We start from the raw sequence: 26,397 nt of genomic DNA, 5'->3' as shown, positions 1-26,397 counted from the left end.
TGGCTAGGATGCACGAATGGCCGACGCGCACACGAGGGGACCTGCGTCGACGAGGCGTCGCAAGAAAAAGTCGCCGTGGTACCTGAAGCTCCTGGTGACAATCGGGGCAATGCTCATGGTGGCATCTGCCGGTTCCTATATAGCCTTCGTCGGCCTGACGAACCGCTATGAGAACAAGGTTGACAAGGAAGACATCCTCGGCGGCATTCCGATGCCGGAGGCGGCCGAGGGCGAAACGAACGCGGCCATGAACTTCCTCATGCTCGGCTCGGATTCGCGCGACATCGAGTCAACGGAACAGACTGACTCAACCGGATCGCGGTCCGACACGATCATGATTGTGCATATCGACAAGGATCGCCGAGGCGCCTTCATCGTCTCCATTCCTCGTGATAGCTACGTCAACGTCCCGGCCGGCGGCAAATGGCGCGGCGGCAAAAACAAGATCAATGCGGCTTTCTCCTTCGGTGGGGCCAATTTGACCGCCAAGACGGTCTATGAGCTGACCAATGTGCCGCTCAACGGCGCCGTGATCGTCAACTTCGCCGGTGTCCACGCGATGGTCTCCGCGGTCGGTGGGGTCCGGGTGTGCATTCCCTACAAGGTGAAGTCGAGCTTTACCACCAAGGTATGGGAAAAGGGATGCCACGACATGGGTCCCGATGAGGCCGAGGAGTTCATGCGCCAGCGAAAAGGCACCCCCGGTGGTGACCTGGGCCGCATCAAGAACCAGCAGCACGTGCTGAAAGCGCTGGCGGGCAAGGCCACCGAAACGGGCATACTCAGCAACCCGGTCAAACTCGACCGCTTGCTCACCACCACCGCCGAATCGCTGACCATCGACAAGAACATGAACCTGCGCGACCTGGCCTTTGCGCTCAAAGGGATTGATCCCAACAACATCAAGTTCGCCACCGTGCCGATCCTCGGCACGATGACCACGGATGCGGGATCGTCGGTCCAGCTGGACGACGCGGGAGCCAAGGAACTGTTCGCCGCCATTCGCGAAGATCGGACAGACGCCTGGCTGGCTGCCCATCCACAGCCTGAAGTGGCAAGCCTCTAATGGACGCGCTGGACGAGGTCGGCAGTATGACTGCCGGCATGCTCGCCGACCGGTCCGTTGCCCTGGTGCATGAGTGGTTCGGCTCTGTGGGTGGCTCGGAGAAGGTATTTGTCAGCCTGGGCGGGCTCATTCCCCATGCCAAGCGGTTCGTTCTGTGGCAGGACCGCGATGTCGTTGACGACTTCGCCCTGCACCAGTCCTGGATGTCCCGCACGCCGTTGCGCAGATCGAAGGCCGTTGCGCTGCCGTTCATGCCGCTGGCGTGGCGAACCCTGACCAGATCGCAGTTCGACGTGGTGATCTCGTCCAGCCACGCTTTCGCGCACACGGTCAAACTTCGATACTCGCCCGACACCAGATACCTGAGTTATGTGCACACGCCCGCGCGGTACGTATGGAGCCCCGGCCTGGATGGTCGTGGCGCCAACCCTTTCCTGGCCTGGCCGCGCCGTGCTCTGCAGGCCGCCGACATCCGCTTGAGCCAGCACACCCATAGCTACGCCGCGAACTCGCGCGAGGTCCAGGCCCGGATTCGCAAGTTCTGGAATCGTGACGCCCGCGTGATCAATCCGCCGGTGGATGTGGAGTTCTACGGCGATGCCCCGGCGTCCGACCGTCTGCAGAACCGTGACTATCTGCTGGGCGTCGGGCGCTGGATCCCTTACAAGAACTTCGATCTAATGATCCGGATCGCCGAAGCCGCCAACATGCCGCTGGTCATCGCGGGAGGTGGGCAGCAGGAGCCCGCGTTGCGCCGGATGGCTGCCGACACGACCGTCCCTGTGACCTTCGAGCTGAGGCCGAGCAACGAGCGCCTGCGGCAGCTTTATTGGGGTGCGTGGTCGCTGCTGTTTCCGGCGCATGAGGATTTCGGCATCATCCCGGTGGAGGCGCAAGCCTGCGGCACGCCGGTGATCGGGCTGTCCCGGGGCGGTCTGTCCGAGACCGTGATCGATGGGGAGAGCGGCTTCCTGGTCGATTCGCTGCGAGCCAATGACTACGCCCGTCTCGTTCCTGAAGTCGGCCGCCTCGACCGCGAGGTCATTCAGCGTCAGGCAAGCCAGTTCTCCCACGCCGCGTTCGAGGCCAACCTCGCCAAGTGGGTGGCCAGTGAGTGCTAGCCGCCCAACGAGCCTGGGCATTGTCGTTGTCAACTTCTGGAGCGCCGCCGAGGTAGCGCAACTCGTCGACTCAATCATCGGCACCGACTCGTTCGCGGGGACGCCCATCGCGATGGCCATAGTCGACAACAGCGATCAGCAGGAGGAGCTGTCAAAGACGGCCGAGCTCGCCCGGCGGCATTCGATGAACTGCCGGATCCTGCGCGGCCACGGCAACATCGGCTACGCGGCCGGGAACAATCTCGGCGCGGCATGGCTGCTGGAAACCGGCGCGGACGTCATCTGGATTCTGAACCCTGACACCAGGCTGGTTGGCGGATCTCTGGCCGCGATGGCGGAAATCGGCGGAGGTGGCGAGCGAGTGGTCGCGGCAACCTGCGACGCCGAAACGTCCAGCCCTGGCCTGCGCGCCCTGAATCTGTGGACCGGCCGAAGCGGAAGCGTCACCGCCCTGCAGCCCGCCGACGGCAAACGAGTGTCCTATGTATCCGGTCATTCGCTGGCCCTGACCCGGCAGGCGTGGATAGAGCTGGATGGCCTGTCGGAGGACTACTTCCTCTTCTACGAAGAGGCCGACCTCGCCTTTCGCAGCTCGCGCAAGGGCATCCCGACGACGGTGATCCCCGGCCTGATGGTCAAACACGCCGGCGGCACCACCACCGGGGTGAGCAAGGACCTGCGCGCGAAGTCGAAGACGGCCTACTTCCACGCCAGCCGCAGCTGCCTGATCTTTTTCCGCAAGCACTATCGCGGCCGCGTGCCATGGATCGCGACGATGAGAGTCGCCTACGCCGCGAAGGTTCTCTTCGCGGGCGGCGTGCCATCGGCTGGTGCGATCCTGCGCGGCACCCTTGCCGGGTTGAGGGCCTGATGTCGCGCGTCCTCGGCCCGCGGATGCTGAGGCGGGCATTCCAAAGCGCGACTCTGATGTATGTCTCGGCGCTGGCCATGTCCGGGCTGGCGATCCTCATCAGCGTGGCGTTGCCGCCCGATCAGCGCGGGTTGCTCGTCGCCACGATCACGAGCGCTGCCGTTGGGGTGGCGATCGGCGGCCTGTCCCTGGAGACCTTCCTTCTGGCACAGGGGCGGCCGTGGCTCGACGAGACGGCGGGCCGGCGCAGTTTGCTCCTCTACGCCGCCACGGTGCCGATCTCCGCCGGGCTCGGCGCGGCTTTCGCCATCTACTCCGGCGAAGCCAGCGCCCTGCTCGCGGCTGCTGGCGCAGCGCTGATCGCGGCGAGCAACGTTCCGGCGGCGGCTGGTCTCTCCAAAGGAAATTTCCTTGGGGTGTACCGCAATCGCGCGCTTTTCGCGGCCATCGCGCCGGCCGCCTATGGGCTTCTCGTGGTGGCCGGCATCGACAACGCGCAGCTCTGGATCGCCTCGTGGCTGGTGTGCCAGGCTTTCATGGCCATCTCGATGTGGGGCCGGTACGGCGACATTCTTCGCGGTCTCGCCCGGCGGCCCTCCACGCAGCCCGAGCGCCTGACCAGAATGGGCCTGACCCACAGTGGAGCGGTCGCCCAGATTTTCACCTACCGGTTCGACCAGCTGACGCTGGCCCGATATCAGGGCGCGGACGCGCTGGCGGTCTACTCCTTGGCCATCGCGGCGATGGAGTTCTCGCAAGCCGGGGCGGTGGTGGCGGCCCAGCGCGTGCTTGGCGACCACGATGAGGGCGCCCAGGCCCGGCTGCGCAAGGCTCTGGGCCGGGCACTGTATCTAAGTCTCGGTTTGAGCGGGCTGGCCCTGGCCGGGCTGTGGGCGATCGGCCTGGTGACGATCGCTTACCAGGGGGCTGTGGTGCTCGGCGCCATTCTGCTCCTGCGCACGGTGGCGGTGGTGGTGGGCAAGATTCTGAGCGCCCGCATGGTCAACCTCGGTGGGGAACGGCAGACAGCCGTGATCGCGGCCGGGACAGCCGTTGCCGCCATTGCCCTCTACCCGGTGGTCGCCTCGCGTTACGGGGCTTGGGGGATAGCCGTGGCGTCGGTGATCCTGTTCACTGGCCACACGTTGGCGACCGGGACGACCCTGCGCCTGCGCTCGCGCCAACAGCCGATGGTTCCGGCGGAGATTAGGGAGGAGCAGGGTGAATTCGCCTAGCGACATCGCTGCCGTGATCCTGAACTGGAACTGTGCCCAGGACACCCTGCGCTGTGTTCGGGCTGTGGCCTCCGGCAGCGTCGTGCCGCAGATCGTCGTCGTGGACAACGGTTCTCACGACAGCTCGGTCGCCGACCTGTCGGCCTCGGGCGAGGGCTTCTCCCTTGTCCGCCTGGACCGCAATCTCGGCTATGCCGGGGGGATGAACGCGGGCATCCACCACGCCCGCGACAACGGCGCCAAATGGGTTTGGCTCCTCAACGCGGACAGCGTGCCGTCCCCAAGCGCTTTGGAGAATCTGGCGAAGCACACCGGCGACTACTCTGTGTTGGCTTCCCTGCAAGTGACCTCGGCCGACCCGGCGGACCCGCAGGCGGATTCCTACCTGGTGGCGGCGCGCCTGAACAATGGCCGGGTAAGGCCATTGCGTTGCGGCGGCTGCGATGCGCGGATCCACGAGGTCGATGTGGTGACCGGCGCCTCGCTTTTCGCCGACGCCGACGCGATCGCCCGCGCCGGAATGTTCGATGAGCGCTTCTTCCACTACAAGGAAGAGTTCGACCTGGTGCGGCGGATAGCGCTCGACGGCGGCCGGGTCGGTCTCGCCTGCGGTTCCAAGGTCTGGCACCAGCGGGGCGGCAGCCTGCGCGGCGCGAGCCCGCGTGCCCAGTACTACTTGCACCGCAACGAGCTGCTCTACGTTCACAAGCACTATCCCAGGCCGGTGCGGCGGATGCTGCTGCAGGAGCCGAGTCACTATCTGAAGCTGGCCAAGTCTTTGCTGGGCATGTTCGGCAGCAGCGCAAGGCGGGCTCGCTCGCTGGCGGTCTTCGCGGCCTACTGGGACGGGATGCGCGGCGTCACCGGCCCCACGAATAGGTTCTCCACGTGAAAGTGGTGTTCGTCAGCCATTCGTCGGGCCTGCTGGGGGCTGAGCGTTCATTGCTCGCCTTGGTGAGGGAGGCGGCCGGGGTCCGCGGGCACAGCGTCACCGTGCTGACCCCCGACCACGGGCCATTGTGTGATCGGCTGACCGCGGCCGGGGCCGAGGTGGTGGTGCTGGCCACCCGGCTGTGGATGGGCCGCCGGCACAACGCCGTGGTGGGTGGCCTGCGCACGTTCCAGGCGGCGACCTCTGTTCCGCGTTATTGGCGTTATTTGCGCCGGCACAGGCCGGATCTGGTCGTGACCAACTCGGCTGTGGTTCCGGCCGGGGCACTGGCGGCTCGGCTGGCCGGGGTGCGGCATGTGTGGGTGGTCAGGGAGAGCCTTCTGTCCAATCCGGACCTGAGGTCCGCGATGCCGAGGCGGATGGTGGCCCGGGCGATCTCAGCCCTCGCCGACCGGGTGGTCGCGATCTCCGAATATGTTGCGGCACAACTGATCGCGGCCGCACCCGGGCTGCACGGGCGGATCGCGATCATTGCGCCCTCGGTGACCTCGGCGGGGCCGATGGCCGCGCCACCGGGTTCCGCGCTCAAAAGGCTTGTGCTCCTTGGCCGAGCCTCCGCCGAGAAGGGCCAGCGCGACGCGATCGAGGCGGTGGCCATCTGTGCGCAGGAGGGCCTCCCGCTCGAATTGACGCTGGTCGGTGTCGGCGAGGCGAAGGCGGCGCGAGACCTCGCCCGGTACGCGGAAAGCCGCGGGGTGGGCGAGCTGGTCCGGTTTGTCGGCTGGGCGGATGACCCGCAGCCGTTCTACCACTGGGCCGATGCGACCTTGATGCTCTCCCGCAACGAGGCCTTCGGCCGGGTCACGGTTGAGTCGCTGCTCAGCGGGAAGCCGGTAATCGGATACAGGGCGGGCGGAACATCGGAGATCCTTGCCGGCGGTGGCGGGGCCCTGGTCGAGCCGCATGCCACCGCGCTGGCCGGGCAGCTGCGCCGGTTGGCCGGCAACCCCGGCATCTTCGAAAGCCTTCAGACACAGGCGGTCAGCCGGGGACGTGAGCTGGCGGCCGACACCTCCGCGGCGGCGAGGTTCACCACCTTGCTCGAAGACCTTCACCGGGCCGCACCATGAGCAGATCCGTTGCGCTGGCAGGCTTCGCGGGCTCGGCCGCCCTGCTCGGCGGCGTATTGATCAGCTTGAGTCCCTCGTATGCGGTGCTCGCCGCGGTGGTGCTGCTCCTCGGCTGGGGCCTGTCGTCGCCGCAACGGCTCAACCGCACCCTTTTCGCCGTCCTCTTCCTCGTCCCGGTCACCGCGGATCCCGGTTATCCCATTCCGCCGGTCTGGACGATCCTGCTCGCCTCGGCGGCGATCGCCTGCCTGGGAAGGCTGCGCCGCCTCGATCCTGAGGCACCCCTGGCTTCCGCGGGCATGCTCGCTTTCCTGCTGCCGGCGATATGCGCGGCTGCCGCCCTGTTCCAGTGGACCGGTGCCCGGGCTCTGATCGCGGCCGTGCTTCCGTTGCTGTGCTACGCGGTCATCATCTGGCACCTGGTGGACGAGGCTCGGCGCGAACCCGACGCCATGCGCCAGGTGGCGCGCTGGCTGGCCTGGGTCGGCGTGCCGATCGCGCTGCTGGCCATCTATCAGCGGGTCACCGGTACCTGGCCCGTCCTCGATCAGCTCGCGACCAGCAACGCCTTCACGGCGCACGCCGGTCCGGGCAGATCGGCTGGGACAACCGGACATCCGATCATTTACGGCTCCTATTGCATGGCCATGATGGGCGTGTCGCTCGCCCTGCGCGGACGCTGGTGGCAGGTGCCGTTTGCCGCCAACGCCATTGGGCTGCTGCTAAGCGGCTCGCGCAGCGCATGGATAGGGATCGCGGCGGCGCTCGTTCTCTGGTACCTCACCCAGCAACGGAAGATCACCGCGAGGGGTGTCAAGACGGCGCTGATTTCGGCCGGGTCTGTGGCGGTGCTGTTGCTTGTCGGGCCGCGGGCGATCCGTGACGTGGCGGCCACCGCGGCGGCGAGATTGACCAATCTCACTGGATCGCCTGCGGCTCTTGCCCGGTACAAGCGAAGTAATGAAGCTTGGTCGGGGATCTGGGACAGCTTCCAGAGCGTCGTCTTCGGCAATGGCCCTGAGGCACATGTGCAGTTCTTTCAAGAGGTCGGCGTGAGCGACGGCCAGGCGCAGACCTTCGACAACAGCTATCTGACGCTGTGGTACGACTTCGGTGCCATCAGCCTGATCGGCCTGCTGGTGCTGTTGATGATCCCGCTCGTCAAGTTCAAGTCGATCGCGTTCCGCATGCTCTTCACCGGCTTCGTCATCCAGATCTGGTTCTTCGACTTCTATCTGTGGCCGTGCGCCGCTTCGGTGCTAATTCTCGCGATCTGCCTCGGCGTGGCCGACTCGCCGGCCCTGCCGAGCCCGGCGTTGGGGCGCAGATCGCGGTTCTCGCCCGGGTTAGCTTTAATTACCCACGCAGAAGTGGGTCGGTGAGGACAGCGGTGAAGCGATCAGGGAAAGAGCGCCCATGGGTTGGGCTGGCGGCCGCTCCGCGGCGGGCTTTCCGTGGCTGGACCCAGCTCACCTTGGCACAACATCTGCGGGCTGTCAGGCGTTACAGGTGGCTGATCGCCAGTGCGGCGCTGCTGGGCGCCATCGGCGCGGGGGCGTATTCGTTCCTGCAACCCGTCAGCTATCGCTCCAGCGTCGAGTTCCTGGTCGCGCCCAACACCGCCGATCCTGACGCGGCACAGCTCAACCATGCGAGCAACTATGTCGTGCAAAGGGTGCGGACCTACCGGCAGATCGCGAACAGCCCCGAGATCGCCTCGGCCGTCATTGCGCAGCTCAAGCTCGCCACCGAGCCTTCACAGCTGATGTCGCAGATAACCGTCTCGTCCACCGCTGGGACAGCGGTCCTGGAGGTCGAGGTAACGGATAGCTCGCCGCAGCGGGCCGCGGCGATCGCCAACGCGATCGGGCTGGAACTGCCGCGCATGATTGACCGCGTGGAGACCCCGCAGGGGCAAAGCCGTTCGCCGGTGCGGGTGTCGGTGGTCCGGCCGGCTGAGGTGCCCACGCGGCCCGACTCCCCGCAGCCGGTCACCGACATCGCGATGGGGCTGCTGCTGGGGCTGGCCGCGGGTTCCCTGACCGGGATCGTCCGCTACGCCGGCGATCCCGCCGTTCGCGATGCGCAGCACGCCTCCCAACTGACGCAGGTGCCGCTCGCGGGAATGGTGCCCGCGGACGCCGCCGCCGCCGAGCTTTATCGCCAGATCCGGGCCAATCTGCGGCTGCTCTCCGCCGGATCGCGTCTTGGCAGCCTGACCGTCGCCGGTGCGGTGCCCCAACGCGGGGGCCAGAGTGTGGCCGTGCACCTGGCGCTGGCCTTTGCGGTGGCCGGGGAGACGGTGGTCGTTGTCGACGGCGATCTCAGGCAGCCGACGATCGCCGGCATCTTCAACATTGCGGCCGAAGTCGGCCTGGCCGAGGTACTCCGCGGCGAGATCGCCATCACCCAGGCGCCCGTCCGCTGCCACGAAGACCTTCCGCTATTCGCCGTGCCCGCGGGGAAAGGCGGCAGCGAATTGCTCAAGCAGAAGGAACTCGCGGCGGCGATCGCCGCTCTGCGCGCGACCGGCGCGGTGGTCATCTTTCATGCGGCGCCACTCCTCACCGACGCGGAATCGATGATTCTGGTGCACCACACCGATGCCACCGTCCTCACCGCACAGGTGGAGGTCACGCCCGCCGACCAGCTTTCGGCGGCCGCCGAAGTGTTGCGGCAGATGGAGGCGAACCTGCTGGGCGTCATCGCCATCGGCTAGCGCCCTACAGCAACGGCAGCTGCTTGTGCGGATAGCCGTTGAGGAAACGGGCCGGATCGGCTTCCAGCACCGATGAGAGCAGGGTGCCGATGACATCGCGAAAGTCGGTGGTGGCCCGCAGATCCCCGTCGTCGAGGTCGGTCAGGCTGGGCGGCTGGCCGTACAGGCCGCCGGCGACCTGAGGCCCCAGCACCAGGACCGGGCCGGCCGCCCCGTGATCGGTGCCTTCGGCGGCGTTTCCGGCCACGCGACGCCCGAACTCGCTGTAGACCAGCACCGTCGTGTGCTGTCCCGCGGCAGTCTTCGCCAGCCTTTCCACGAAGGGGGTCAACGACTCGTCGAGCTGTTTGAACAAACGCTCCTGTCCCACGCGCTCGGCGGCATGGGTGTCGAAGCCGCCCAGGCTCACCGAGTAGACCCGGGTGGGCACGCCGGCCTCGATGCAGTGGATGACGTTGGTCAGCTGACCGGCCAGGGTGGTTTCTCCGCCCGTCCCCACCGCGGGCAGCGGTGGCAGATCGTCCGGCCCCTCCGAAGGCGTCACGAGACTGGCCTGTCTCACCATGCGATCGGCTCGGATCAGATCCGCGATCGCGTTGGCCGCCTGTGCCTGCAGACCCGACTCGAGGGCTCGCTTGCCAAGCGGCTCCAGATCGTTGAGGCCAACCCACGAAGGAAGCTTGAGACCGCCCATGCTGACGCAGGCGCCCGAGCGCGTCTCGCCGGCCAGCAGCGGTGGAAGCACCGGCTCGAAGCTCACCGCGGCCTCCACCGGCGCGTTCGTGGCATCCAGCCAATGGCCCACCCAACCGCGCCCGATGGGCTTGTCGGGCGATGCCGTCTGCCAGATGTCCATCGACCTGAAGTGACTGCGGTCGGGCTTGGGATAGCCGACGGCCTGGACGATCGCCAGCCGTTTGCTGTCCCAAAGCCGTTTCAGCCCTGGCAGTTTGGGATTCAAGCCGTAGCTGTCGTCGAGGTGCAGCACCTGTTCCGGCGCGTAGGCCAGGCCCGGCCGGGCCGATTGGTAGGCGGCGTCGGCGTAGGGCACGACCATGCTCAGGCCGTCGTTGCCGCCGTAAAGCGTGACGATGACCAGCTTCTTGGAGGACTCCGGCGTCGAGGAGGCGGTGCCCAGCAGCTCGCTGAGCAGCAGACCGCCGCCGCCCACGGCCAGCGCTCCCGCACCGGCGACGCCGGAGGCGAGGAGAAACTTTCGCCGCGTGTAAATGTCCATGTCAGGTCACCAGGTATTCCGGGCTTACCAAGCCCAGGGTCATCATGCGCCTCGGCTCGGAAACACCTTTCAGCGCAGCGTAGGTGCGGTCGGTCCAGGTATCGACGGCGAGGGTGTCGGCCAGCCCCTCCACGGTGAGCTTTGGCGGGCGGGCCATCTCGGCGAGCCTTGCCGCTAAAGCGAACCGGACCTGTGCCGTGGCCGGGGTCAGCCATGCCGCACCGCTGGGCCAGCCACCCACACTCGGCGGCGCGAAGGGCATCTGGCCGAGACTTCGCAAGCCGAAAAGCATTTCCTGCAACACCGTTGAGGAGAAGCCGGCCGGCCTGATGCCCAGTTGCCGCAGCGCTCCGACGAACCATTCGATCGGCTGCTTGACGAGGTGGCCGGCGGTCGCCTGGAACGCCTCGTCGGTGAAGAGAGCCTTGAGCATGAGATTGGGGAAGGGAAATGCCGCGATCATCCTGTCCTGGGTGACGGGCGGGATCGGCACCTCGGCGGAGGCGTAGCGAAACCACAATCGCGAGGCGATGAAGCGGGGGCAGGCGGGCTGGGTGGCGAGGAAATCCACCAGACTTGTCGCGGTGAACTTGCTGGTGACGCCCAGAACCGTCTTCTCCGCGGCATCGTGGGAATCGCGGAAGAAGATGGCCGTCTGCGGCACGCCAAGGTCCACTCTCCACCCGGTGAGGGCCCGGCCGGCGGCTTTCACATCGCTCTCGGTGTAGTTGCCGATGCCCAGCATGAACAGCTCGAGCAACTCCCGCCCGAGGTTTTCGTTGGGGGCGTCCTTGGAGTTCAGCTGGCCGTCGAGCCAGTAGACGAGCGCGGGGTCGGTGACCATTTTTCGGGCCATGGCCCCGAAATCAGCTGATTCGCGAATTTTCTGATGCTGGGCGAGCATCCACTGCGGGGAACCGAACTTCCTGATCGATGTCGCCCAGTGACCGTGCCAGAAGAACACCAGCTTCTCGACCGCCTGGCGGTTGGCCACCGTCACCCTGTCCAGCCACCAGCGATGCAGAGCCTCGGTGTCCGCGCCACGTTTCACATCCGCGGCGGCCCGCTGTTCCTTGGTGGGGTTGGGTAGATCGTTGTAGGGATCAATGCCCAGGTTGGGGAGGGGAGTGGACTGCGCTCCCGGGTCGCGGGCGGTGGGTGTGGTCAGCTCGGAAACGGTGGCCGAATAACCGCGTCCTATGGCGTCGGAGAGCTCCGCCGAGGTCGGGCCGAAGCCCGCCCGGCGCAGCAACAGCGCGACACTGGCGGCCATGACCGCCACGTTACGCGATGACCGTGATGCACCGGTACCGACGCCGGTTTCCAGTCCTATGTGGACAGATCGAAGGTCATTGCCATCTGGGCGGTGGTGACCATGGGTTGTCGACCTGGTCTTCTGGCTGCTGGCCTGCGGGCTGCGGGGCGTCGAAGTGCAACGAGAAGGCCTGCGGGTCCACCGGCGGCTGACCGTCTATGACCTGACTGTTGGTGGCATATCCAGGAAGCGCTCCGGACGTGTCGGCCGGTGCGGCGGCGACCAGGGCTCGTGGCTCCCAGGGCTCGCTGGAGGCCGGCCACGGAGCTTGCCGCCGGGTCTGGCGTCGCCGGTATCGCACGAACAGCATCAAGGCGGCGAACGACGCGGCCGCGCCGACGAAACCGCTGACAGCCGCGATGACCCAGGTCGGCACCGCCGCCGGGTCGCCCTCGATGGCCTGCTGTTCCACCGTGTACTGCCGGTAGGTCACGGCCGACTGATTGAGCGGTGTCTGCTTGGTCACACGATCCAGCTGATCAAGAGCGACCTTGTAATCGCCTTTGAAGTAGGCGGCCAGGCCGTTTCGATACGCCGTGTCGGCGTCACCGAGCACATTGCTGGTTCCGGCCTGCGACACGGCTTGGAGCACCTGGGCGGCGGGGACGATGGCCCGATTGGTGGTCGGCCCGGAGCCGGCTTGGTCGCGGGTGACCATCCCAACGACCCGTCCATTGAGATCGATCGCCATGCCGCCGATGGAGTACGCGCCGACGTCGCCATTGGTCCGATAGGTCTGCCCATCGGCGCTCTGCGTGATGTCGGACAGCTGAACCTTCTTGGCAGACAAGGTGAAGGTGGCGTTGCCAGGGTTCGTGTCGGGTGTGTTGAAGCCAAGCATCATCACGGCCGCGCCGACGCTGGGATGGCTGTCGCCGGCGATCTCGGCCGAAGGCAGATTGCCCTGTGCCAGCTTGACCACGATGGCCTCGGTCTTGCCCGCGGCGTCGGTGACGAACTCGCCCGAGATCGCTGAACCCTCGGCTGCGCTGGACTTTGCGACGTTGAACTGGCCGGCGATTTTGGACGAGGGCGGTGATCCCGGGGTCAGGCCCCCGTAGACGGACGTGGCCATGCCCGCCCTGACGAACTCGTCCAGCCCCGCTTTCTCAAGCTTCTTCTCGTCGATCAGGACGTTGCCGGCCAGGTTGAGAGCGTTCTGGCGGAGGGTCGCGTCCGAGGGAACCATACAGATCCGGCTGGTGAGGACGTGGCCGTCCGGGTTGATCACCACGCCGCTGCACCGCCGGGTGTAGACGATCGGCGAGGCGACGATTGAGGTGTTGGTGGCCTTGTCCCGCACGTACCCGGTAAAGCTGATCTGGAGGTAGACCAGCGCCGGGGAAGCGATGGCCACCGCCCTTTCCTCCATGGTGTAGAAAGGCGCCGCCGTTGCCGTGCGGGGAAGGGCCAACATGGCTACGACGCCCAGGACGGCAGCGCTGGACCAGACTCGCCTAGTGGTCATTTGGAACTCCGCGGGGCCGAACTGAGGGAAGGGTAACCGAATTGTAGTACTACTGTCCGAGGTCTATGGATGATCGCAACATGGCACCATGATGCGCTGACTGTCCACAACGGACAGATTGCTACACGGCCGTGAATCTCACGGTACGTTTTGTGACGTCCGCGGTGGTCAGCCGGGCCTGGATCCGGGTGCCGGCGACGAGCTGACCGTCGCAGCGGGCCCTTACCGCCGGGTCGGTCACCGCGATGGTGGCCAGCGGCCGCTTTTCGTCGGTCTCCAGCACCACAGCTGGGAACACCTCGCCCTCACGGCCGGCCAGAACGGTGGCCTCGACCAGATCGACGGCGCCCCGCTCCGCCGCGCCGGCGACACGGTCGCTGCTGGACATCACCTCAGGCAGCTTGGGCAGCGCCTGCGCCGCCCAGTCGGGCACCTCCCGGCCCTCGTGCAGGGCGAGGCAGACCTCGGTCACGTAGCGATCGGCCAGCCGCCGAAGCGGTGCGGTGACATGGGCGTAGGGGGCGGCGACCGCGCTGTGCAGGGGATCGGTGGGCAGCTGGCCCGCAAACGGCGTGTAGCCTGCACCGCGCATCAGCTCGGCCGCCTCGTCGACGAAGGCGGCCGCGGCGGGCTCGCTGGGGTTCACCGTGGCCAGCACCTGGCCCACGGTCATGCCGTCGGGCCAGTCGACGCCGAGCCCTTTGGCGGCTATCCGCAGGCGGGCGACGGCGGCTATGGGCGGGCCGGGCATGGTACGCAGCAGGCCGATTTTGCCCTGGAGCATGATCTGTGCGGCGGCGCAGCCGGTCAGCAGCGAGATTTGGGCATTCCATTCCTCGGCGGGCACGAGCGGTCTGAGCACCAGCCGCCACCCGTCGCCGTCGCGCTCGATCTCCTGATCGGGCATGGGCAGGCTGACCGCGCCGCGCTCCAAAGCCCGCGCGATGAGCAGCTTGCCCAGCTCGGGCAGGAGCGCGATCGGCTCGGCGAGGGTTCCCTTGTCCGCGTCAGACTGCACGCCGAGGTAGTCGAGCTTGGCGCGGCTGCGCACCCGAGCCCGTTCCAGGCGGATCGACTCGGTCTCGCCCTCCGCGGAAACGTCGATGGTCCACAGCATCGCCGCGCGCTCGACGCCGGGCAGCAGGCTCGCCGCGTCCTCGCTGAGGGCGGTCGGGTGCAGGGGAACCTTGGCGTCGGGAAGGTAGATGGTTTGGCCGCGCCGCCAGGTCTCGGCTTCGAGCTCGCTCCCGGGCTTGACGAAGGAAGCGACGTCGGCGATGGCGTAGTGGACGCGGTAGCCACCTTCTTGGCGCGCAAGCAGGCTGACGGCCTGATCGAGATCGCGGGAGGTGGCCGGGTCGATCGTGACAAAGGGGATGTCAGTGCGATCGAGGCTCGGCAGCACGGCGTCCTTGGCGGCCTGCAATGCCTGTGCCTGCGCCGCGGGCGGGAATGCCTCCGGCAATTCCAGCTCGCGGCGCAGCGCGGCGAAATCTATCGCTTGGGTCTGTATGACGCGGTGTGCCAGACGGTGAGCCACACCACCTTTGTATCAGCGGCTGGCGGTGCTTCTCCGTGCGGTCACCCGCTTGGTGGCCGCTTTCTTCGCCGGCGCGCGCTTTGCCGTAGCCTTCTTGGCCGGGGCGGTCTTGCGTGCCGTCGTCTTCTTCGCGGCCGCTGCCTTGCGTGCGGTTGTGGTCTTCTTCGCAGCGGACATCGTCTTGCGCGCGCCAGTGGTCTTCTTCGCGGCCGCTGCCTTCTTCGCCGCCATGGTCTTCTTGGCCATCATGGTCTTCTTGGCTGCCGCAGCCTTCTTGACGGCCGTGGTCTTCTTGGCAGCGGACGTCGTTTTGCGCGCGGCCGTGGTCTTCTTCACGGCGGTGCTCTTTTTGGCGGCCGTGGCACGCTTGGTGGTCGCCTTCTTGGCCGGTGCCCGCTTGGCCGTGGTCTTCTTGGCCGGGGCGGTCTTGCGTGCCGTCGTCTTCTTCGCGGCCGCTGCCTTGCGCGCAGTCGTGGTCTTCTTCGCGGCGGTCGTCGTCTTGCGCGCGGTCGTGGTCTTCTTCACGGCGGACGTTGTCTTGCGCGCGGTGCTCTTCTTCGCCGCGGTGGTCTTCTTAGCCGCGCTCGTCTTCTTCGCTGTGGCCCGCTTCGCGGGAGCGGTCTTCTTGGCGGCGGCGGACTTTTTCGCGGCGGGGCGAGTCGAAGCCTTCTTCGCGACCGCCTTCTTCGCGACCGTCCTCTTAGCTGCCGCTTTCTTGGCAGGGGCCTTCTTGGCTGCCACTGCCTTCTTTGCAGAAGCCTTGGCTACGGCCATCGCACGTTCCTCCTTACGGATACGTCCGGCCGGTCACCTTTCCGGCTGGACCGCGGAACAACGCCATTAAGTTGCTCCAGACATCACTCTGCACGGCAAACCTCCCATATGTCGGCGATATCGTCAAAAAAGTCAAATTTGTGTCTGAGACCGACTTATCCAAAGTGGATGTCGGACCGTGCTGCGAGGATGTGGACGTGCTATTCGCTGACCTTGCAGCCACTTCCGTGGCGGTCGCCGCGACCTCGGGCCGGAAGGCCAAGATAGATCTCTTGGCACAGGCCTTGCGCCTGCTGGGAGAGCGCGGCGATCCGGAGGAGATCGCGGCCGGGTCCGCCTATCTGAGCGGCGAATTGCGCCAGCGGCAGATCGGCCTGGGCTGGGCGGGCCTGCGCGATTTGCCGGCCGCGGCACCGGTGGCGACGCTGAGCGTGGTTGACGTAGACCGGGGTTTCGCGCGCATCGGCGCCGCTTCCGGCCAGGGTTCCCAGGCGCGCAGGCGAGTTGAGGTGCAGGCGCTGTTCGGCGCCGCCACGGCGGGGGAGCAGAAGATGCTTTCGGCGTTGGTCGGCGGCGAGCTGCGCCAGGGCGCTCAGGCGGGCTTGCTGGCCGACGCGATCGCTGTGGCGGCGGGGGTTGCCCCGGTCGCGATCCGGCGTGCGTTGCTGCTCAGCGGTGACCTGAAGACGGTCGCAGTGGCCGCGCTGACCGGCGGCGAGCCCGCGCTGACCGGGTTTTCGCTGTCGGTGGGGCGCCCGATCGCCCCGATGCTGGCCCAGTCCGCGCCCGACATCGAGGCCGCCATCGAGGCCACCGGCGTTCCGGCTGCGGTCGACGCCAAGCTCGACGGGGTGCGCATCCAGGTGCACCGCGACGGGGAGGAGATCGCCGTCTTCAGCCGCAGCCTCGACGATCTGACCTCCCGCATGCCGGAAATCGTGGCCGCCGTGCGCGAGTTGCGGGTGCGCTCGGTGGTGCTCGACGGGGAGGCGCTCGCGCTTGACCCAGCAGGGCGGCCGCTGCCCTTCCAGGAAACCGCGAGCCGGGCCACGCGCCGCGAGTCTGGGCTGCTGAAGGCGTTTTTCTTCGATCTGTTGCATGTGGACGGAGCCGATCTGATCGATGAGCCCGGCGCGCAGCGCTGGCCCGCGCTCGACCTCACCGTTCCCGAGGGCATGCGGGTCTCCCGCACGATCGTTCAGGACCCGGCCCAGGCCGCGCTCGCCTATCGGGCCGCTCTCGATGCGGGCCAGGAGGGGGTCGTGGTGAAGTCGGCGCGAGCGGCCTATGACGTTGGCCGCCGCGGGTCGGGCTGGGTGAAGGTCAAGCCGCGTCACACGCTCGACCTCGTGATCCTGGCCGCGGAGTGGGGGCACGGCCGGCGCAGCGGCTGGCTTTCCAACCTCCACCTGGGTGCGCGCGACCCACAGGGCGGGTTCGTCATGCTCGGCAAGACCTTCAAGGGTTTGACCGACAAGATGCTCACCTGGCAGACCGAGCGGCTTCAGCAGCTTGCCGTCGAGCGCAACGACTGGGTGGTCACGGTGCGCCCCGAGCTGGTGGTGGAGATCGCCTTCGACGGGGTGCAGCGCAGCAGCCGTTATCCGGGTGGGGTGGCGCTGCGGTTCGCCCGCGTGCTGCGCTACCGGGAAGACAAAGGGGCTGCCGAGGCCGACACGGTGGATGCGGTCCGGGCTCTGCTTATGTAGCTTGGCGATGTGCCAAAGCGTGAGATCATCCTGTTCCGCTGGAGTTCTGCCGATTTCGCTGGGCGGTTCATTGCCGCCCAGGCGAGCCCGGTCCCCGGTTACGTGGCCACGGTCTGGACCAGCGAGCCGATGCGGCCCGGGTTCGGCGCCACCGAGCTGATCCCGTCGTGGACGGCGTCGACGCCGGGTGGGAGCTTCCTGCGGGTGGAGCTGTGCGGGGTCAACGAGGCCGGGCGGGCCACCAAGTGGTACCGGCTGGGGGACTGGGCGGCCGAGGAGACCTCCTTCACCCGCACCTCGGTCAGTGGCCAGGATGACGAGGACGCCAGTGTCAGCGCGGACATTCTGGTCGCGGCGCAAGGCCGGGCGCTGCACAGCGTGCAGGCCCGAGTGACGATGTTGTGCCCGCAGGGCAGCGTCGACGAGCCCGTGCTGCACACCCTGCACCTGCTGGTTTCCGCGGTGCCCCGCGAATGTGAGCCGTCCGCGCCGCTGGCCGCCCAGGGCAAGCTGCTTGCTGTGCCGGGTTTCTCCCAGCTCATCCACGAGGGCGGCGAGGGCTGGTGCAGCGCGGCTTCTACGGCGATGGTGCTCTCCTACTGGGGAGTCGGCCCGGTGCCACTGTCCAATCCGGACTCCGTGGTGCCGTACACGGCAAAGAAGATCTTTGATCAGGGCTTTGGCGGTTGCGGCAACTGGCCGTTCAACACCGCTTACGCGGGCGGCTTCGGGGTGCGCAGTTTCGTCACCCGGCTGCGTTCGCTCAACGAGGCGGAGCTGTTCATAGCGGCAGGCATCCCGCTGGTGGTGTCGGCCTCCTATGGCCGTGGCGAGGTGCCAGGGCTCGACTACGAGACCGACGGCCACCTGACCGTGCTGGTGGGCTTTACCGAGCAGGGTGATCCCGTGCTGAATGATCCCAATTCCGCTAGCAACGCGGAGGTGCGCAAGGCGGTCGGCCGCGCCGAATGGGAGGCGGCTTGGCTTCGATCGAGCCGAGGGGTGGTCTATGTCATCTGCCCCGAGTCGGTGAACCTGCCCCCAAGCCCGATCCAGGCCAACTGGTGAAATACGCCCGCCGGTCGGCCCGCATCATCGTGGTTGATGAGGAATTCCGGGTGCTTTTGTTCCGCTTCTACTTTGATCCCAAGAAGCGCCATGAGGGCCACGTCTGGATCACGCCGGGTGGCGGCGTGGACAAGGGGGAGCCGCTGGTCGACGCGGCCGTTCGGGAGTTGCGGGAGGAAACCGGATTCGCGGTTGTCCCACAGCAGCTGCGCTACGTGGGTCACGCCGAGGGCTATGCCAACTTTTCCTGGGCCAAGGGGATCTTTCGGGATGACTACTTCTTCTGGCAGACGCCCAGTCGTGAGCTCGACGAGAGTATGCAGGAAGACTGGGAGCGGTCGCAGATCACCGGCCATCGGTGGTGGAGCCGCGAAGAGCTGGAGACCACCCAGGAAAGGGTGATCCCACCTGGTCTTGCGCAGGTGCTCGGTGAGCTGGGTGACGGGACACACCGCGCACCATGGCAGTTCGAGTGGCACCATTAGCCGGATAGTAGAAACTTCACCCATTGGAGGCACCCCCATGGCCGCTCCACAGATCGGTTTGGGCGATCAGGCCCCCGACTTCACCCTTCCCACCCAATCGGGCACGGAGGTGACACTCAGTGATTTCCGGGACAAGAAGACCGTGGTGCTCTTCTTCTACCCCAAGGATGAAACCGCTGGCTGCACCGCCGAAGTCTGTTCCTTCCGGGACAACTACGAGGTCTTCACCGAGGCGGGGGCCGAGGTTATCGGCATCAGCTCCGATTCGGTCAGCTCGCACGAGCGTTTCGCCGGCCGTTACTCGCTGCCATTCACGTTGGTCAGTGACGAGGGTGGCGAGATCCGCAAGCGCTATGGAGTGCCGTCCAAATTGGGCATTCTCCCGGGCCGAGTGACCTACGTGATAGACCGTTCGGGGGTTGTGCGGCACGTCTTCAACTCAATGGTGAACATCAATGGGCACGTCAAAGGCGCTCTGAAAATAGTCCAAGAGTTGCAGGCATAGACCAGCCTATCTATATATGGCAGAGTCTCCGTGTGCTGCCAATCTTATTCGCCGGCGCCTCCGCCTTGGTGTGGGGCGCCGCCGATTATTGCGGGGGGGTCGCGTCCCTACGCGGAGCGGCCAGCCTCAGACAGCGAGCCATCACTGTAGCTGTGCTTTCTCATCTCGCGGCGATCCCCGTGATCATTCCTTTTCTTTTCTTGGTACCAGGTCAGCCCGGCCAAATTGGATTGCTCTGGGGCGCGGTGGCCGGGGTGGCGAGCCTGGTCGGCGTCGTGGCGCTGAATCTGGGCCTGGCGAGCGCGGCAATGGCCACGGTGGCCCCGGTCGCGGCCGTGACCGCGGCGCTGGTTCCGATGATCGGCGGACTGCTGCTGGGAGAGCGGCCGGCGTTCGCGGCGATCATGGGCGCGGTGGCGGCGGTGCTGGCGATCGTCATGGTAAGCAGCGGTGGTAATCCCGGCGGCGAGCTAATCAGGGTCCAGGTCGTTGGCCTGGCCCTTATTTCTGGCGTCGCGTTTGGACTGTTTTTCCTCCTGCTGGGCCAGGCCGGCCCCGAGGCGGGAATGTGGCCGCTGATCGCCGACAAGATGACATCGGTCGCGTTGGGGCTCATTGTGCTGCAACGCGTGGGGATGTCGAGCCTGAACGCCGTGCTGAAGGTGCGCCAGGTGGTGATGCTGGCCGTGCTCGCGGGCGCCTTCGACACCGTGGCGACCGCGCTCTACCTGCTGTCGGCACACAGCGGTCACGTAAGCATCGTGGCGCCGGTGGCCGCGCTCTACCCGGCGAGCACGGTGGCGCTGGCCCTGGTCTTCAACCGGGAGCGGCTGCAGCCCATACAGTTCGCGGGTCTGGGGCTGGCCGGCGTGGCGCTCGTGCTCGCGGCGACCTGAGCCGCACTAGAGTTGGCGTGTGTTCGGCTACGGTGAGCTTGCGGGACATGGCGTGGCGTTGCCGGGTGCGCCCTACGCCATCATCGATCTTGAGACTACCGGGCTGACCCCGGAAGAGGATCGCATCGTCGAGATCGCAATCGCGCGGCTCGAAAATGGGCGGGTGGTGGACGAGTGGGCCACGCTCATCGATCCGGGACGCGACCCGGGCCCGACCTTCCTGCATCACATCAGCGCCGAGATGGTGGCCGGCGCGCCGACCTTCCGCGACATCGTGGGTGAGGTGCTAGCCCGGCTCGATGGGGCGGTGGTGGTCGCCCATCACGCCCCGTTCGAGGAGAGCTTCCTCGACGCCGAGCTGGGCCGGTTGGGCATCGCTACCGAGCCCGTGCCCGCGCTGTGCACGCTTCGGCTTTCGCGCGCCGTGCTCGCCTCGCCCAACTACAAGCTCGCCACCTGTTGCGAGATCTCCGGCATCAGCCTCACCGACGCGCATACCGCCCTCGGCGACGTGCGGGCCACCGCTCTCCTGCTGCCCAAACTGCTTGAGGATGGCAGACGCGAGGTGTATTTCCCGGTGGGGCTCAACCCTTTGCCGCGATACGCGCGACTGGCCGGTCCCCGCACGCGGGTCACCAATCTGCGTAAGGGCGAGGACGGGTGGATGCGCTCGCTGCTGAGCAAGCTCCCGTTCTCCATGTCCGATCACGACCCGGTCGGGGCCCAGCCCTATCTCGACGCGCTGGCCGAGGCGCTGGCCGACGGCCGGCTCACCAAGGAGAAGACGCGGCGGCTGGGGCGGATAGCGGGAAGGGCCGGAATGGGCGCGGCGCAGGTGGCCGAGTTGCACCGGCGGTTCCTCGACGGGCTGCGCGATGCCGCTCTGGCCGACGACTTTGTGATGCCGGAGGAGCTTCGTGCACTGACCACCACCGCGGTCCTGCTTGACGTGCCCGAGGCGTTCAGCGACATCACGGTGCAGGGGACGGCCGAAACCGTTGCGGGGCCACGGGTCTGGTGCGGCCCTTCGGTTCCGGCGGCGGTGCGGGGCAAGCTGCAGGAGGCCGGATATCGGATCGTGCTCAATGTGAGCCGTGGGCTGGTGGCGGCGGTGGTTGGGGACCAGGAAGAAGGTTTGCCGAAGGCACGTAAGGCGGAGGAGCTGGGGGTGCCGCTGATCCCGGTCTCGGCCGTCAACACTCTGCTGGGCGAGCACGAGCTGCCCGCGCCGGTGGCCCCGGCGGGTTGGTATGCCGATCCCACCGGGCGGTTCGTCTACCGCTACTGGACAGGGGAGAGCTGGACGCCGCACGCCAGCCCGGGCGACGGAAGCACGGTCACTGATCCCCTACCGGGATAGCGGGTTCCTGGTCGGGCACTTCGCGCATGGGCAGGTAGGGCTCGGCGTGCGGGGGCAGCCCGGCGGCGATGGCCCGGGCGCGCGCCAGCTCCGCGTCGAACTCCGCGCCCAGCAGCACGGCCACGTTGGTCAGCCACATCCACACCAGGAAGACGACAACGCCGCCCAGCGTGCCGTAGGTGCGGTTGTAGGAGCCGAAATTCGCCGCGTAGAAGGCGAACCCGGCCGACACCGCCATCCACACGAAGGTGGCCAGCACCGTGCCCGGGCTGATCCAGCGGAACCCGTGCCGCGCGTTCGGCGCCACCCAGTAGAGCAGCGCGATGACCAGCGCGAAGATCACGACCAGGGACGGCCACTTGATGATCTCGTAGATGCGCACCGTGTCGGGCTCCAGGCCGATGGCGTGCCCGGCCCTTTCGGCGATGCGCCCGCTGATGAAGACGGTGAGCGCGCTGAGCGCCAGGAAGATACCGGTGATCAGCGTGACGAAGAGCTGAACCGGCACGGTCTTCCACAATGGACGGCCCTCGGGCACGTCATAGATGGCGTTGACGGCGCGCCGGAACGCGCCCACATAGCCGGTCGCGGACCAGAAGGCGATCAGGAAAGCGACGACCGCGAATATCCCGGCCGCCCGCTGGTCCTGCTGCAGGCTCTCGATGCTGTCGTTGAGCACCTGGGCGGTGGGCCCGATGGCCAAGCTGCGCATGCCGTTGACGACGTTGCGCCCGGTCGGCCCGCCGATCAGGCTCACCACCGCGAGCAGCACGAGCAGGCCCGGGAAGATGGAGAGCATCCCGTAATAGGTCAGCGAGGCCGCCCGGTCAGGAAGATCGTCTTCGATGAACTCGACGACCGTGCGCCAGGTGGCACGCAGCCAGGCGCCCGTGCTCAGCTTCTCGGGGCCGTTGCTCAGCAGGACAATCAGCTCTTCGCGGTGCTCACGACCGCGCTGACCGGTGCGGGCCATCTATCTCATCTCCGATATCGCCGCCGGGGCCGGAAGCCGACGCCGCCGAGATGGAGGGCGACGAAGAGCAGACCCGCGGTGGTGAGGGTGGTGGCATTGATCACGTTGCCAGCACTGTAGTTGATAAGCAGGAACAACAGGGCAAGTCCAAACAGGACGGCGGCGATGCGTGCGTACATGGCGTGTTCTTACCCCCATTCGGGGTGCTGGCTAACCCAGTCACGCACGTAAGGGCAGACTGGAACCACCTTCACGCCCTGTTCACTCGCGTCTTGCATCGCTTTGAGGACCAGTTGGCCCGCCACGCCCTTGCCGCGATGGGCGAGCGCGGTTTCGGCGTGGTTCAAAAAGATCACACCATCCTGTCGCCTGTACTCCAACACGCCAACCACGCCATCGGCTGAAGTCGCCTCATAGCGGCACTGATCGGGCAAGTCGGTCACCGTGACGTCCATTCGCGACAGTCTAGCGGACCCGAATCAATTGCAAAGAAGTCTTTGCAATGGAATGCTGGCACTCGTGAAGCTCACCCCCGTTTCGCTTCGTGGCCTTGCCCATCCGCTGCGCGTGCGCATGCTCGGCATGTTGCGTGAGCAGGGCCCGGCCACGGCCACCCTGCTGGCGCAGCGGCTGGATCAGTCGAGCGGAGCGACCAGCTATCACCTGCGGCAGCTGGCCGCGCACGGCTTCGTCGAGGAGCTGGCCGGCAAGGGGGTGCGGCGCGAGCGATGGTGGCGGGCGGCCAGCGACACCACCATCTTCGGCGGCCCGTTCGAGGGCTTCGACCCGGCCGATGCCGAGGCCTACCTGAGAGCGGTGGCGGCCCAATACAGCGATCGGGTCGACAGCTGGATCTCCGAAGCGGCCGCGATGCCCAAGGAGTGGGCGCACGCCGCCACCAACAGCGACTGGCGGCTGCGGCTCACCCCGCAGGAGTGCCGCGAACTGCACGACGAGATCTTTGCGCTCGCGCAGCGCTATCGCACAGACGACGCCCCGGGCCCATCGGGGGCGCAGCGGGTTTTCCTTCAGGTGCAGCTGCTTCCGTTCGTCCGGGAGCAGGCGTGAAACGGGGCATGGTCGGGGTTCTGGTCGCCAACGTCGTCTCGGTGACCGGCACCCGGATGAGCGCGGTGGCCCTGCCCTGGTTCGTGCTGGTCAGCACCGGTTCCGTGGCCAAGATGGGGGTGGTCGCGGCGGCCGAGACGCTGCCTTACGTGCTGGCCTGCGGGCTGGGCGGGCCGCTGCTCGACCGGCTCGGCTATCGGCGGGTCAGCATCGTCGCCGACGCCGCAAGCGCCGCGGCCGTGCTCGCCATTCCCTTTCTGGGGCTGAATTTCTCGTTGCTCGTGGGCCTGGTCGCGGTGGCCGGTGGGCTGCGCGGGCTCGGCGACACCTCCAAACGCGTGATCTTCCGCCAGTCGGTGATGACCTCGGGGGTGGATGTCACCCGGGCCACCTCCATCAATGACGGGCTGTTGCGGCTCACCACCCTGCTCGGGGCGCCGCTGGCCGGGTTGCTCATCGCCGCGTTCGATGCCCAGACCGTGCTCATCATCGATGCCGGCACCTTCGGGTTCGGCGCCGCCGCCATCGCCATTGCCGTGCCGGCGATCGCCTCGACCGGTTCGGCCGAGCCCTATCTGAAAGCCCTGCGCGGCGGGTTTTCCTACCTGCGCCAGGACAGGCTGGTGGCTGGGCTCCTGGTCATCTTCTTCTGCACCAACCTTTTCGACTCCGCCTACGGCTCGGTCCTGATTCCGTTGTGGGCCAAGGAGGTTATCGGCTCGCCGGTGGCGCTGGGGCTGGTGTCGGCGAGCTTCGCGGTGGGGGCGGTGCTCGGCAACGTCGTCTTCACCGTGGTGGCGCCGCGCGTGCCGAGGTTCGCCACCTACGCCGTCGGCTTCGTGATCGGAGGGGCCCCGCGATTTCTCGTGCCCGCCTTCACTGATGAGGCGTGGCCGCTCTACCTGGTCTCGTTCATCGCGGGTCTGGGCATGGCCTCGGTGAACCCGATTATCGGCGCGGTCATGTTCGAGCGGGTGCCCGAGCATATGCTGGCCCGCGTCCAGGGGCTGGGCACGGCCGTCGCCTGGGGCGGGATTCCGGTGGGCGCGCTGATCGGCGGCTGGCTCGGCGGCATCGATCTCGCCGTCGCCTTCGTGGTGCTGGGCATCGGTTATCTGGTGGTGACGCTGGTGCCCTTCACCCACCCGATCTGGCGTCAGATCGACATCAAGCCCGAGCCCGCAACCGCCGCAGTGGGCGAACAAGCCGCAGCACCCCAGCAACCAATCCGAACATGACGAGCAGGCCGAGGGCCGCGAGTGAGACCAGCGGACGGTAGCGCTGCAGCGCCGGGCCCGGCTCGGGTGGGCTGGGATCGGTTGGCGCCCAATCGGTTCCGTCCGAGGCGAGCTGGAGCTCGCTGGTGCCAACGGCGGCGGTCATCACCACGTTGTACGAGATGTTGAGATGGAACAGCGCGCGGTTGCCGATGTTGGCGATCGGGTAGCCGCCTCGCCAGCCCACCACCGCGGGCAGGCCATCGGTTCGGCCCTGCTCCCCGACATAGTTGAGTCCGCCTCTGCTGAGTATCTGTCCGGCGGAGCGCCCGTTGCTCGCGTTGAGCAGGTCGAAGATGGTGGTGCTGCTGAGTTTCGCCAGTGCGATCTTGCTGCCGTCCTCTGTCCAGCACAGCGGACCGGCCAGATACAGCCGCGAACCCACGGTCGTGCTCCACAGCACGCCGGTCGGCGTTCGCACGCTCAACGTATCGCCCTGCTGGACGGCCACCTGGGTGCCGTCCGGGGAGAAGGCCGCGGCGACCAGCGGCTCGGACGACTGCACCGGGATCCGCCAAGCCACCTGGCCGCTCGGCATCCGGACCACCCTCAGCTCGCCGTTGTCCAAGCTCGCCATGATGGCCTGGGATCCGTCGCGGGACCAGGCCAGCGGCACCCCGGCGGAAAGGGTGCGCACCCGGCCCGAGGCCAGATCGAGCAGCTCGGCGGTGGACTTCTTGGCCACCAGCAGACTGCGCCCGTCCGGCGAAAGCTGGAACGAAGCCGTCCACGGCGACGGGCCGCGGGCCGGGATGGGATAGGTCCGGTAGGCCGAATCGGGCCCCACGATGACCAGCGTCTCCAGATCGCTTTCCATGACGAAGGCCATCGTGGCGCGCTCGATCGGCGCGTCCCGGAGATCGGCAGTCCACTTTGGAGGCTCGATGAAATAGGACGGAACGTTCGCCGAGCCGGCCGTGACGAGGGGTGCCGGCGGCAGCAGCCGGATGGTGAAACCGATGGCCAGCAAGGCAAAGACAGCGGCCGCACCGGCCGCGACGCGGCGGCGGTTGCGGGCCTTGCGCGCGCGATCGAACATCCCGGGCGGCGGCGGGCGAAGCGCGGGATAGCTGTCAGCCACATCGCGCAAGGCGTCGCGAAGCCGCGTCATCGCTCCCTCACCTCCTGCAGGGTGCCGCCGTCCACGAGCTGGGCCAGCTGGGGGTTGAGGGCCTTGAGCCGCATCAGCGCGTGGCGGGTCTGGCTCTTCACCGTGCCCACCGAACACTCGAGCAGCTGGGCAGTCTGCGACTCGGTCCTGTCCTCGTAGAACCGAAGCACCAGAACCGCGCGCTGCTTGGGGGTCAAGCGGCCGAGCGCCTGATCGAGAACGATGCGCGTTTCCCGGTCGGGCTGCTCGGTGGCGACGTGGGGCAGCTGATCGGTCAGCACCTCGGGCGGTCTGCTGCGGCGCCAGCGCCAGTGCGACACGGCCTGGGTGTAGATGACACGGCGTACGTAGGCCTCGTGGTCGGAGATCCGTTCCCACCTCGTTGCCGCCCGCGCCAATGCGGTCTGCACCAGATCCTCCGCGTCTTGCATGTTCCCGGTCAGCAGGAAGGCTGTCCGGCCCAGGGCAGCCCACCGCGCCGCGACGAATTCCTCGAACGCGGCACGCGCCTGCCCGGCTGCCACTCCATCAACCTCCCTAACGTTCATGACGCCAGGGACCCGAGCTTAGGGGGGAA

General features: G+C 67.1%; 26 protein-coding genes. 16 read left to right on the top strand and 10 right to left on the bottom strand.

What is annotated here, in order from left to right; all coding sequences use genetic code 11:
* The first annotated feature begins 16 nt into the window (after nucleotides 1-16).
* From Rhe02_RS13005 to Rhe02_RS12970, 8 genes are read left to right on the top strand one after another with little or no spacing between them, the layout of a single operon-like run.
* Entirely contained in the window at nucleotides 17-1,066 is a 1,050-nt protein-coding gene (locus Rhe02_RS13005; protein ID WP_203908427.1) for an LCP family protein, read from the top strand.
* 26 nt (nucleotides 1,067-1,092) lie between these two features.
* Nucleotides 1,093-2,187 (top strand): glycosyltransferase, encoded by a 1,095-nt coding sequence (locus tag Rhe02_RS13000; protein WP_203908426.1) that lies wholly within the window; start codon nucleotides 1,093-1,095, stop codon nucleotides 2,185-2,187.
* Entirely contained in the window at nucleotides 2,177-3,058 is an 882-nt protein-coding gene (locus Rhe02_RS12995; protein WP_203908425.1) for a glycosyltransferase family 2 protein, read from the top strand. Before Rhe02_RS13000 ends, Rhe02_RS12995 begins: the two co-directional genes overlap by 11 nt.
* A complete protein-coding gene (locus Rhe02_RS12990; RefSeq protein WP_203908424.1) occupies nucleotides 3,058-4,293 on the top strand; it encodes a hypothetical protein in 1,236 nt (411 codons plus the stop codon). The genes Rhe02_RS12995 and Rhe02_RS12990 overlap by 1 nt, the downstream gene beginning before the upstream one ends.
* A complete protein-coding gene (locus tag Rhe02_RS12985; protein ID WP_203908423.1) occupies nucleotides 4,280-5,185 on the top strand; it encodes a glycosyltransferase family 2 protein in 906 nt (301 codons plus the stop codon). Before Rhe02_RS12990 ends, Rhe02_RS12985 begins: the two co-directional genes overlap by 14 nt.
* A complete protein-coding gene (locus Rhe02_RS12980) occupies nucleotides 5,182-6,315 on the top strand; it encodes a glycosyltransferase family 4 protein (RefSeq protein ID WP_203908422.1) in 1,134 nt (377 codons plus the stop codon). Before Rhe02_RS12985 ends, Rhe02_RS12980 begins: the two co-directional genes overlap by 4 nt.
* Complete coding sequence (locus Rhe02_RS12975) at nucleotides 6,312-7,697, top strand: O-antigen ligase family protein (protein WP_203908421.1); 1,386 nt, start codon at nucleotides 6,312-6,314, stop codon at nucleotides 7,695-7,697. Before Rhe02_RS12980 ends, Rhe02_RS12975 begins: the two co-directional genes overlap by 4 nt.
* Nucleotides 7,698-7,705: 8 nt before the next feature.
* Complete coding sequence (locus Rhe02_RS12970; protein WP_203908420.1) at nucleotides 7,706-9,034, top strand: tyrosine-protein kinase domain-containing protein; 1,329 nt, start codon at nucleotides 7,706-7,708, stop codon at nucleotides 9,032-9,034.
* A gap of 4 nt (nucleotides 9,035-9,038) precedes the next feature.
* Here the strand turns inward: Rhe02_RS12970 and Rhe02_RS12965 are convergent, their stop codons facing one another.
* The 5 genes from Rhe02_RS12965 to Rhe02_RS12945 all read right to left on the bottom strand — a co-directional run bounded on the left by Rhe02_RS12965 (nucleotide 9,039) and on the right by Rhe02_RS12945 (nucleotide 15,368).
* Nucleotides 9,039-10,271 (bottom strand): DUF1501 domain-containing protein, encoded by a 1,233-nt coding sequence (locus Rhe02_RS12965; RefSeq protein ID WP_203908419.1) that lies wholly within the window; start codon nucleotides 10,269-10,271, stop codon nucleotides 9,039-9,041.
* 1 nt (nucleotide 10,272) lies between these two features.
* Nucleotides 10,273-11,544, bottom strand: a complete 1,272-nt coding sequence (locus Rhe02_RS12960) for a DUF1800 domain-containing protein (protein ID WP_203908418.1) — start codon at nucleotides 11,542-11,544, stop codon at nucleotides 10,273-10,275.
* A gap of 76 nt (nucleotides 11,545-11,620) precedes the next feature.
* Nucleotides 11,621-13,054: a trypsin-like peptidase domain-containing protein gene (locus tag Rhe02_RS12955; protein ID WP_203908417.1), complete on the bottom strand. Its 1,434-nt coding sequence runs from the start codon at nucleotides 13,052-13,054 to the stop codon at nucleotides 11,621-11,623.
* A gap of 121 nt (nucleotides 13,055-13,175) precedes the next feature.
* The gene (locus Rhe02_RS12950) at nucleotides 13,176-14,594 is read right to left on the bottom strand and encodes an RNB domain-containing ribonuclease (RefSeq protein ID WP_239123742.1); all 1,419 of its coding nucleotides are present in this window, start codon (nucleotides 14,592-14,594) and stop codon (nucleotides 13,176-13,178) included.
* A gap of 12 nt (nucleotides 14,595-14,606) precedes the next feature.
* Nucleotides 14,607-15,368, bottom strand: a complete 762-nt coding sequence (locus Rhe02_RS12945) for a hypothetical protein (RefSeq protein ID WP_203908416.1) — start codon at nucleotides 15,366-15,368, stop codon at nucleotides 14,607-14,609.
* Nucleotides 15,369-15,565: 197 nt separating this feature from the next.
* Between Rhe02_RS12945 and Rhe02_RS12940 the strand changes: the two genes are divergently transcribed.
* The 6 genes from Rhe02_RS12940 to Rhe02_RS12915 all read left to right on the top strand — a co-directional run bounded on the left by Rhe02_RS12940 (nucleotide 15,566) and on the right by Rhe02_RS12915 (nucleotide 21,391).
* Complete coding sequence (locus Rhe02_RS12940) at nucleotides 15,566-17,077, top strand: ATP-dependent DNA ligase (RefSeq protein WP_203908415.1); 1,512 nt, start codon at nucleotides 15,566-15,568, stop codon at nucleotides 17,075-17,077.
* A 9-nt stretch (nucleotides 17,078-17,086) separates the two neighbouring features.
* A complete protein-coding gene (locus Rhe02_RS12935) occupies nucleotides 17,087-18,145 on the top strand; it encodes a C39 family peptidase (RefSeq protein WP_203908414.1) in 1,059 nt (352 codons plus the stop codon).
* Complete coding sequence (locus Rhe02_RS12930) at nucleotides 18,142-18,630, top strand: NUDIX hydrolase (protein ID WP_203908413.1); 489 nt, start codon at nucleotides 18,142-18,144, stop codon at nucleotides 18,628-18,630. The genes Rhe02_RS12935 and Rhe02_RS12930 overlap by 4 nt, the downstream gene beginning before the upstream one ends.
* A gap of 37 nt (nucleotides 18,631-18,667) precedes the next feature.
* Complete coding sequence (locus Rhe02_RS12925; protein WP_203908412.1) at nucleotides 18,668-19,135, top strand: peroxiredoxin; 468 nt, start codon at nucleotides 18,668-18,670, stop codon at nucleotides 19,133-19,135.
* Between the two features lie 179 nt (nucleotides 19,136-19,314).
* Nucleotides 19,315-20,031, top strand: a complete 717-nt coding sequence (locus Rhe02_RS12920; RefSeq protein WP_203908411.1) for an EamA family transporter — start codon at nucleotides 19,315-19,317, stop codon at nucleotides 20,029-20,031.
* Between the two features lie 19 nt (nucleotides 20,032-20,050).
* The gene (locus Rhe02_RS12915) at nucleotides 20,051-21,391 is read left to right on the top strand and encodes an exonuclease domain-containing protein (protein ID WP_203908410.1); all 1,341 of its coding nucleotides are present in this window, start codon (nucleotides 20,051-20,053) and stop codon (nucleotides 21,389-21,391) included.
* On the opposite strand, the gene Rhe02_RS12910 is transcribed toward Rhe02_RS12915, so the two are convergent.
* From Rhe02_RS12910 to Rhe02_RS12900, 3 genes are read right to left on the bottom strand one after another with little or no spacing between them, the layout of a single operon-like run.
* The gene (locus Rhe02_RS12910; protein WP_203908409.1) at nucleotides 21,369-22,364 is read right to left on the bottom strand and encodes a YihY/virulence factor BrkB family protein; all 996 of its coding nucleotides are present in this window, start codon (nucleotides 22,362-22,364) and stop codon (nucleotides 21,369-21,371) included. The two genes, Rhe02_RS12915 and Rhe02_RS12910, sit on opposite strands and share 23 nt — an antisense overlap.
* Nucleotides 22,365-22,369: 5 nt before the next feature.
* Nucleotides 22,370-22,543, bottom strand: coding sequence for a hypothetical protein (locus Rhe02_RS12905; protein ID WP_203908408.1), 174 nt, complete (start codon nucleotides 22,541-22,543; stop codon nucleotides 22,370-22,372).
* 9 nt (nucleotides 22,544-22,552) lie between these two features.
* The gene (locus tag Rhe02_RS12900) at nucleotides 22,553-22,819 is read right to left on the bottom strand and encodes a GNAT family N-acetyltransferase (RefSeq protein ID WP_203908407.1); all 267 of its coding nucleotides are present in this window, start codon (nucleotides 22,817-22,819) and stop codon (nucleotides 22,553-22,555) included.
* 64 nt (nucleotides 22,820-22,883) lie between these two features.
* Here Rhe02_RS12900 and Rhe02_RS12895 point away from each other — a divergent pair, with 64 nt between their 5' ends.
* Both Rhe02_RS12895 and Rhe02_RS12890 read left to right on the top strand, forming a co-directional pair.
* Nucleotides 22,884-23,432: a winged helix-turn-helix domain-containing protein gene (locus tag Rhe02_RS12895; protein WP_239123740.1), complete on the top strand. Its 549-nt coding sequence runs from the start codon at nucleotides 22,884-22,886 to the stop codon at nucleotides 23,430-23,432.
* Nucleotides 23,429-24,670, top strand: coding sequence for an MFS transporter (locus Rhe02_RS12890; protein WP_203908405.1), 1,242 nt, complete (start codon nucleotides 23,429-23,431; stop codon nucleotides 24,668-24,670). The genes Rhe02_RS12895 and Rhe02_RS12890 overlap by 4 nt, the downstream gene beginning before the upstream one ends.
* Here Rhe02_RS12890 and Rhe02_RS12885 read toward each other — a convergent pair.
* Together Rhe02_RS12885 and Rhe02_RS12880 are read right to left on the bottom strand one after the other, a co-directional pair.
* Nucleotides 24,600-25,820: a WD40 repeat domain-containing protein gene (locus Rhe02_RS12885; RefSeq protein ID WP_203908404.1), complete on the bottom strand. Its 1,221-nt coding sequence runs from the start codon at nucleotides 25,818-25,820 to the stop codon at nucleotides 24,600-24,602. The two genes, Rhe02_RS12890 and Rhe02_RS12885, sit on opposite strands and share 71 nt — an antisense overlap.
* On the bottom strand, nucleotides 25,817-26,368 hold the full coding sequence (locus tag Rhe02_RS12880) for a SigE family RNA polymerase sigma factor (RefSeq protein WP_203908403.1): 552 nt from the start codon (nucleotides 26,366-26,368) through the stop codon (nucleotides 25,817-25,819). Before Rhe02_RS12880 ends, Rhe02_RS12885 begins: the two co-directional genes overlap by 4 nt.
* Nucleotides 26,369-26,397 lie beyond the last annotated feature (29 nt).

It is taken from the genome of Rhizocola hellebori, from assembly GCF_016862955.1.
Taxonomy (GTDB): Bacteria; Actinomycetota; Actinomycetes; order Mycobacteriales; family Micromonosporaceae; genus Rhizocola; species Rhizocola hellebori.
Note: the sequence above shows the minus strand (reverse complement) of the source record. Positions and strands in the feature narration are given on the sequence as shown.

Excerpts from the sequence above, each read along its gene's own strand:
- Rhe02_RS13005 (WP_203908427.1), top strand. The coding sequence starts at position 17 with ATGGCCGACGCGCACACGAGGGGACCTGCGTCGACGAGGCGTCGCAAG.
- Rhe02_RS13000 (WP_203908426.1), top strand. The coding sequence starts at position 1,093 with ATGACTGCCGGCATGCTCGCCGACCGGTCCGTTGCCCTGGTGCATGAG.
- Rhe02_RS12990 (WP_203908424.1), top strand. The coding sequence starts at position 3,058 with ATGTCGCGCGTCCTCGGCCCGCGGATGCTGAGGCGGGCATTCCAAAGC.
- Rhe02_RS12975 (WP_203908421.1), top strand. The coding sequence starts at position 6,312 with ATGAGCAGATCCGTTGCGCTGGCAGGCTTCGCGGGCTCGGCCGCCCTG.
- Rhe02_RS12965 (WP_203908419.1), bottom strand. The coding sequence starts at position 10,271 with ATGGACATTTACACGCGGCGAAAGTTTCTCCTCGCCTCCGGCGTCGCC.
- Rhe02_RS12960 (WP_203908418.1), bottom strand. The coding sequence starts at position 11,544 with ATGGCCGCCAGTGTCGCGCTGTTGCTGCGCCGGGCGGGCTTCGGCCCG.
- Rhe02_RS12955 (WP_203908417.1), bottom strand. The coding sequence starts at position 13,054 with ATGACCACTAGGCGAGTCTGGTCCAGCGCTGCCGTCCTGGGCGTCGTA.
- Rhe02_RS12945 (WP_203908416.1), bottom strand. The coding sequence starts at position 15,368 with ATGGCCGTAGCCAAGGCTTCTGCAAAGAAGGCAGTGGCAGCCAAGAAG.
- Rhe02_RS12925 (WP_203908412.1), top strand. The coding sequence starts at position 18,668 with ATGGCCGCTCCACAGATCGGTTTGGGCGATCAGGCCCCCGACTTCACC.
- Rhe02_RS12910 (WP_203908409.1), bottom strand. The coding sequence starts at position 22,364 with ATGGCCCGCACCGGTCAGCGCGGTCGTGAGCACCGCGAAGAGCTGATT.
- Rhe02_RS12905 (WP_203908408.1), bottom strand. The coding sequence starts at position 22,543 with ATGTACGCACGCATCGCCGCCGTCCTGTTTGGACTTGCCCTGTTGTTC.
- Rhe02_RS12900 (WP_203908407.1), bottom strand. The coding sequence starts at position 22,819 with ATGGACGTCACGGTGACCGACTTGCCCGATCAGTGCCGCTATGAGGCG.
- Rhe02_RS12885 (WP_203908404.1), bottom strand. The coding sequence starts at position 25,820 with ATGACGCGGCTTCGCGACGCCTTGCGCGATGTGGCTGACAGCTATCCC.
- Rhe02_RS12880 (WP_203908403.1), bottom strand. The coding sequence starts at position 26,368 with ATGAACGTTAGGGAGGTTGATGGAGTGGCAGCCGGGCAGGCGCGTGCC.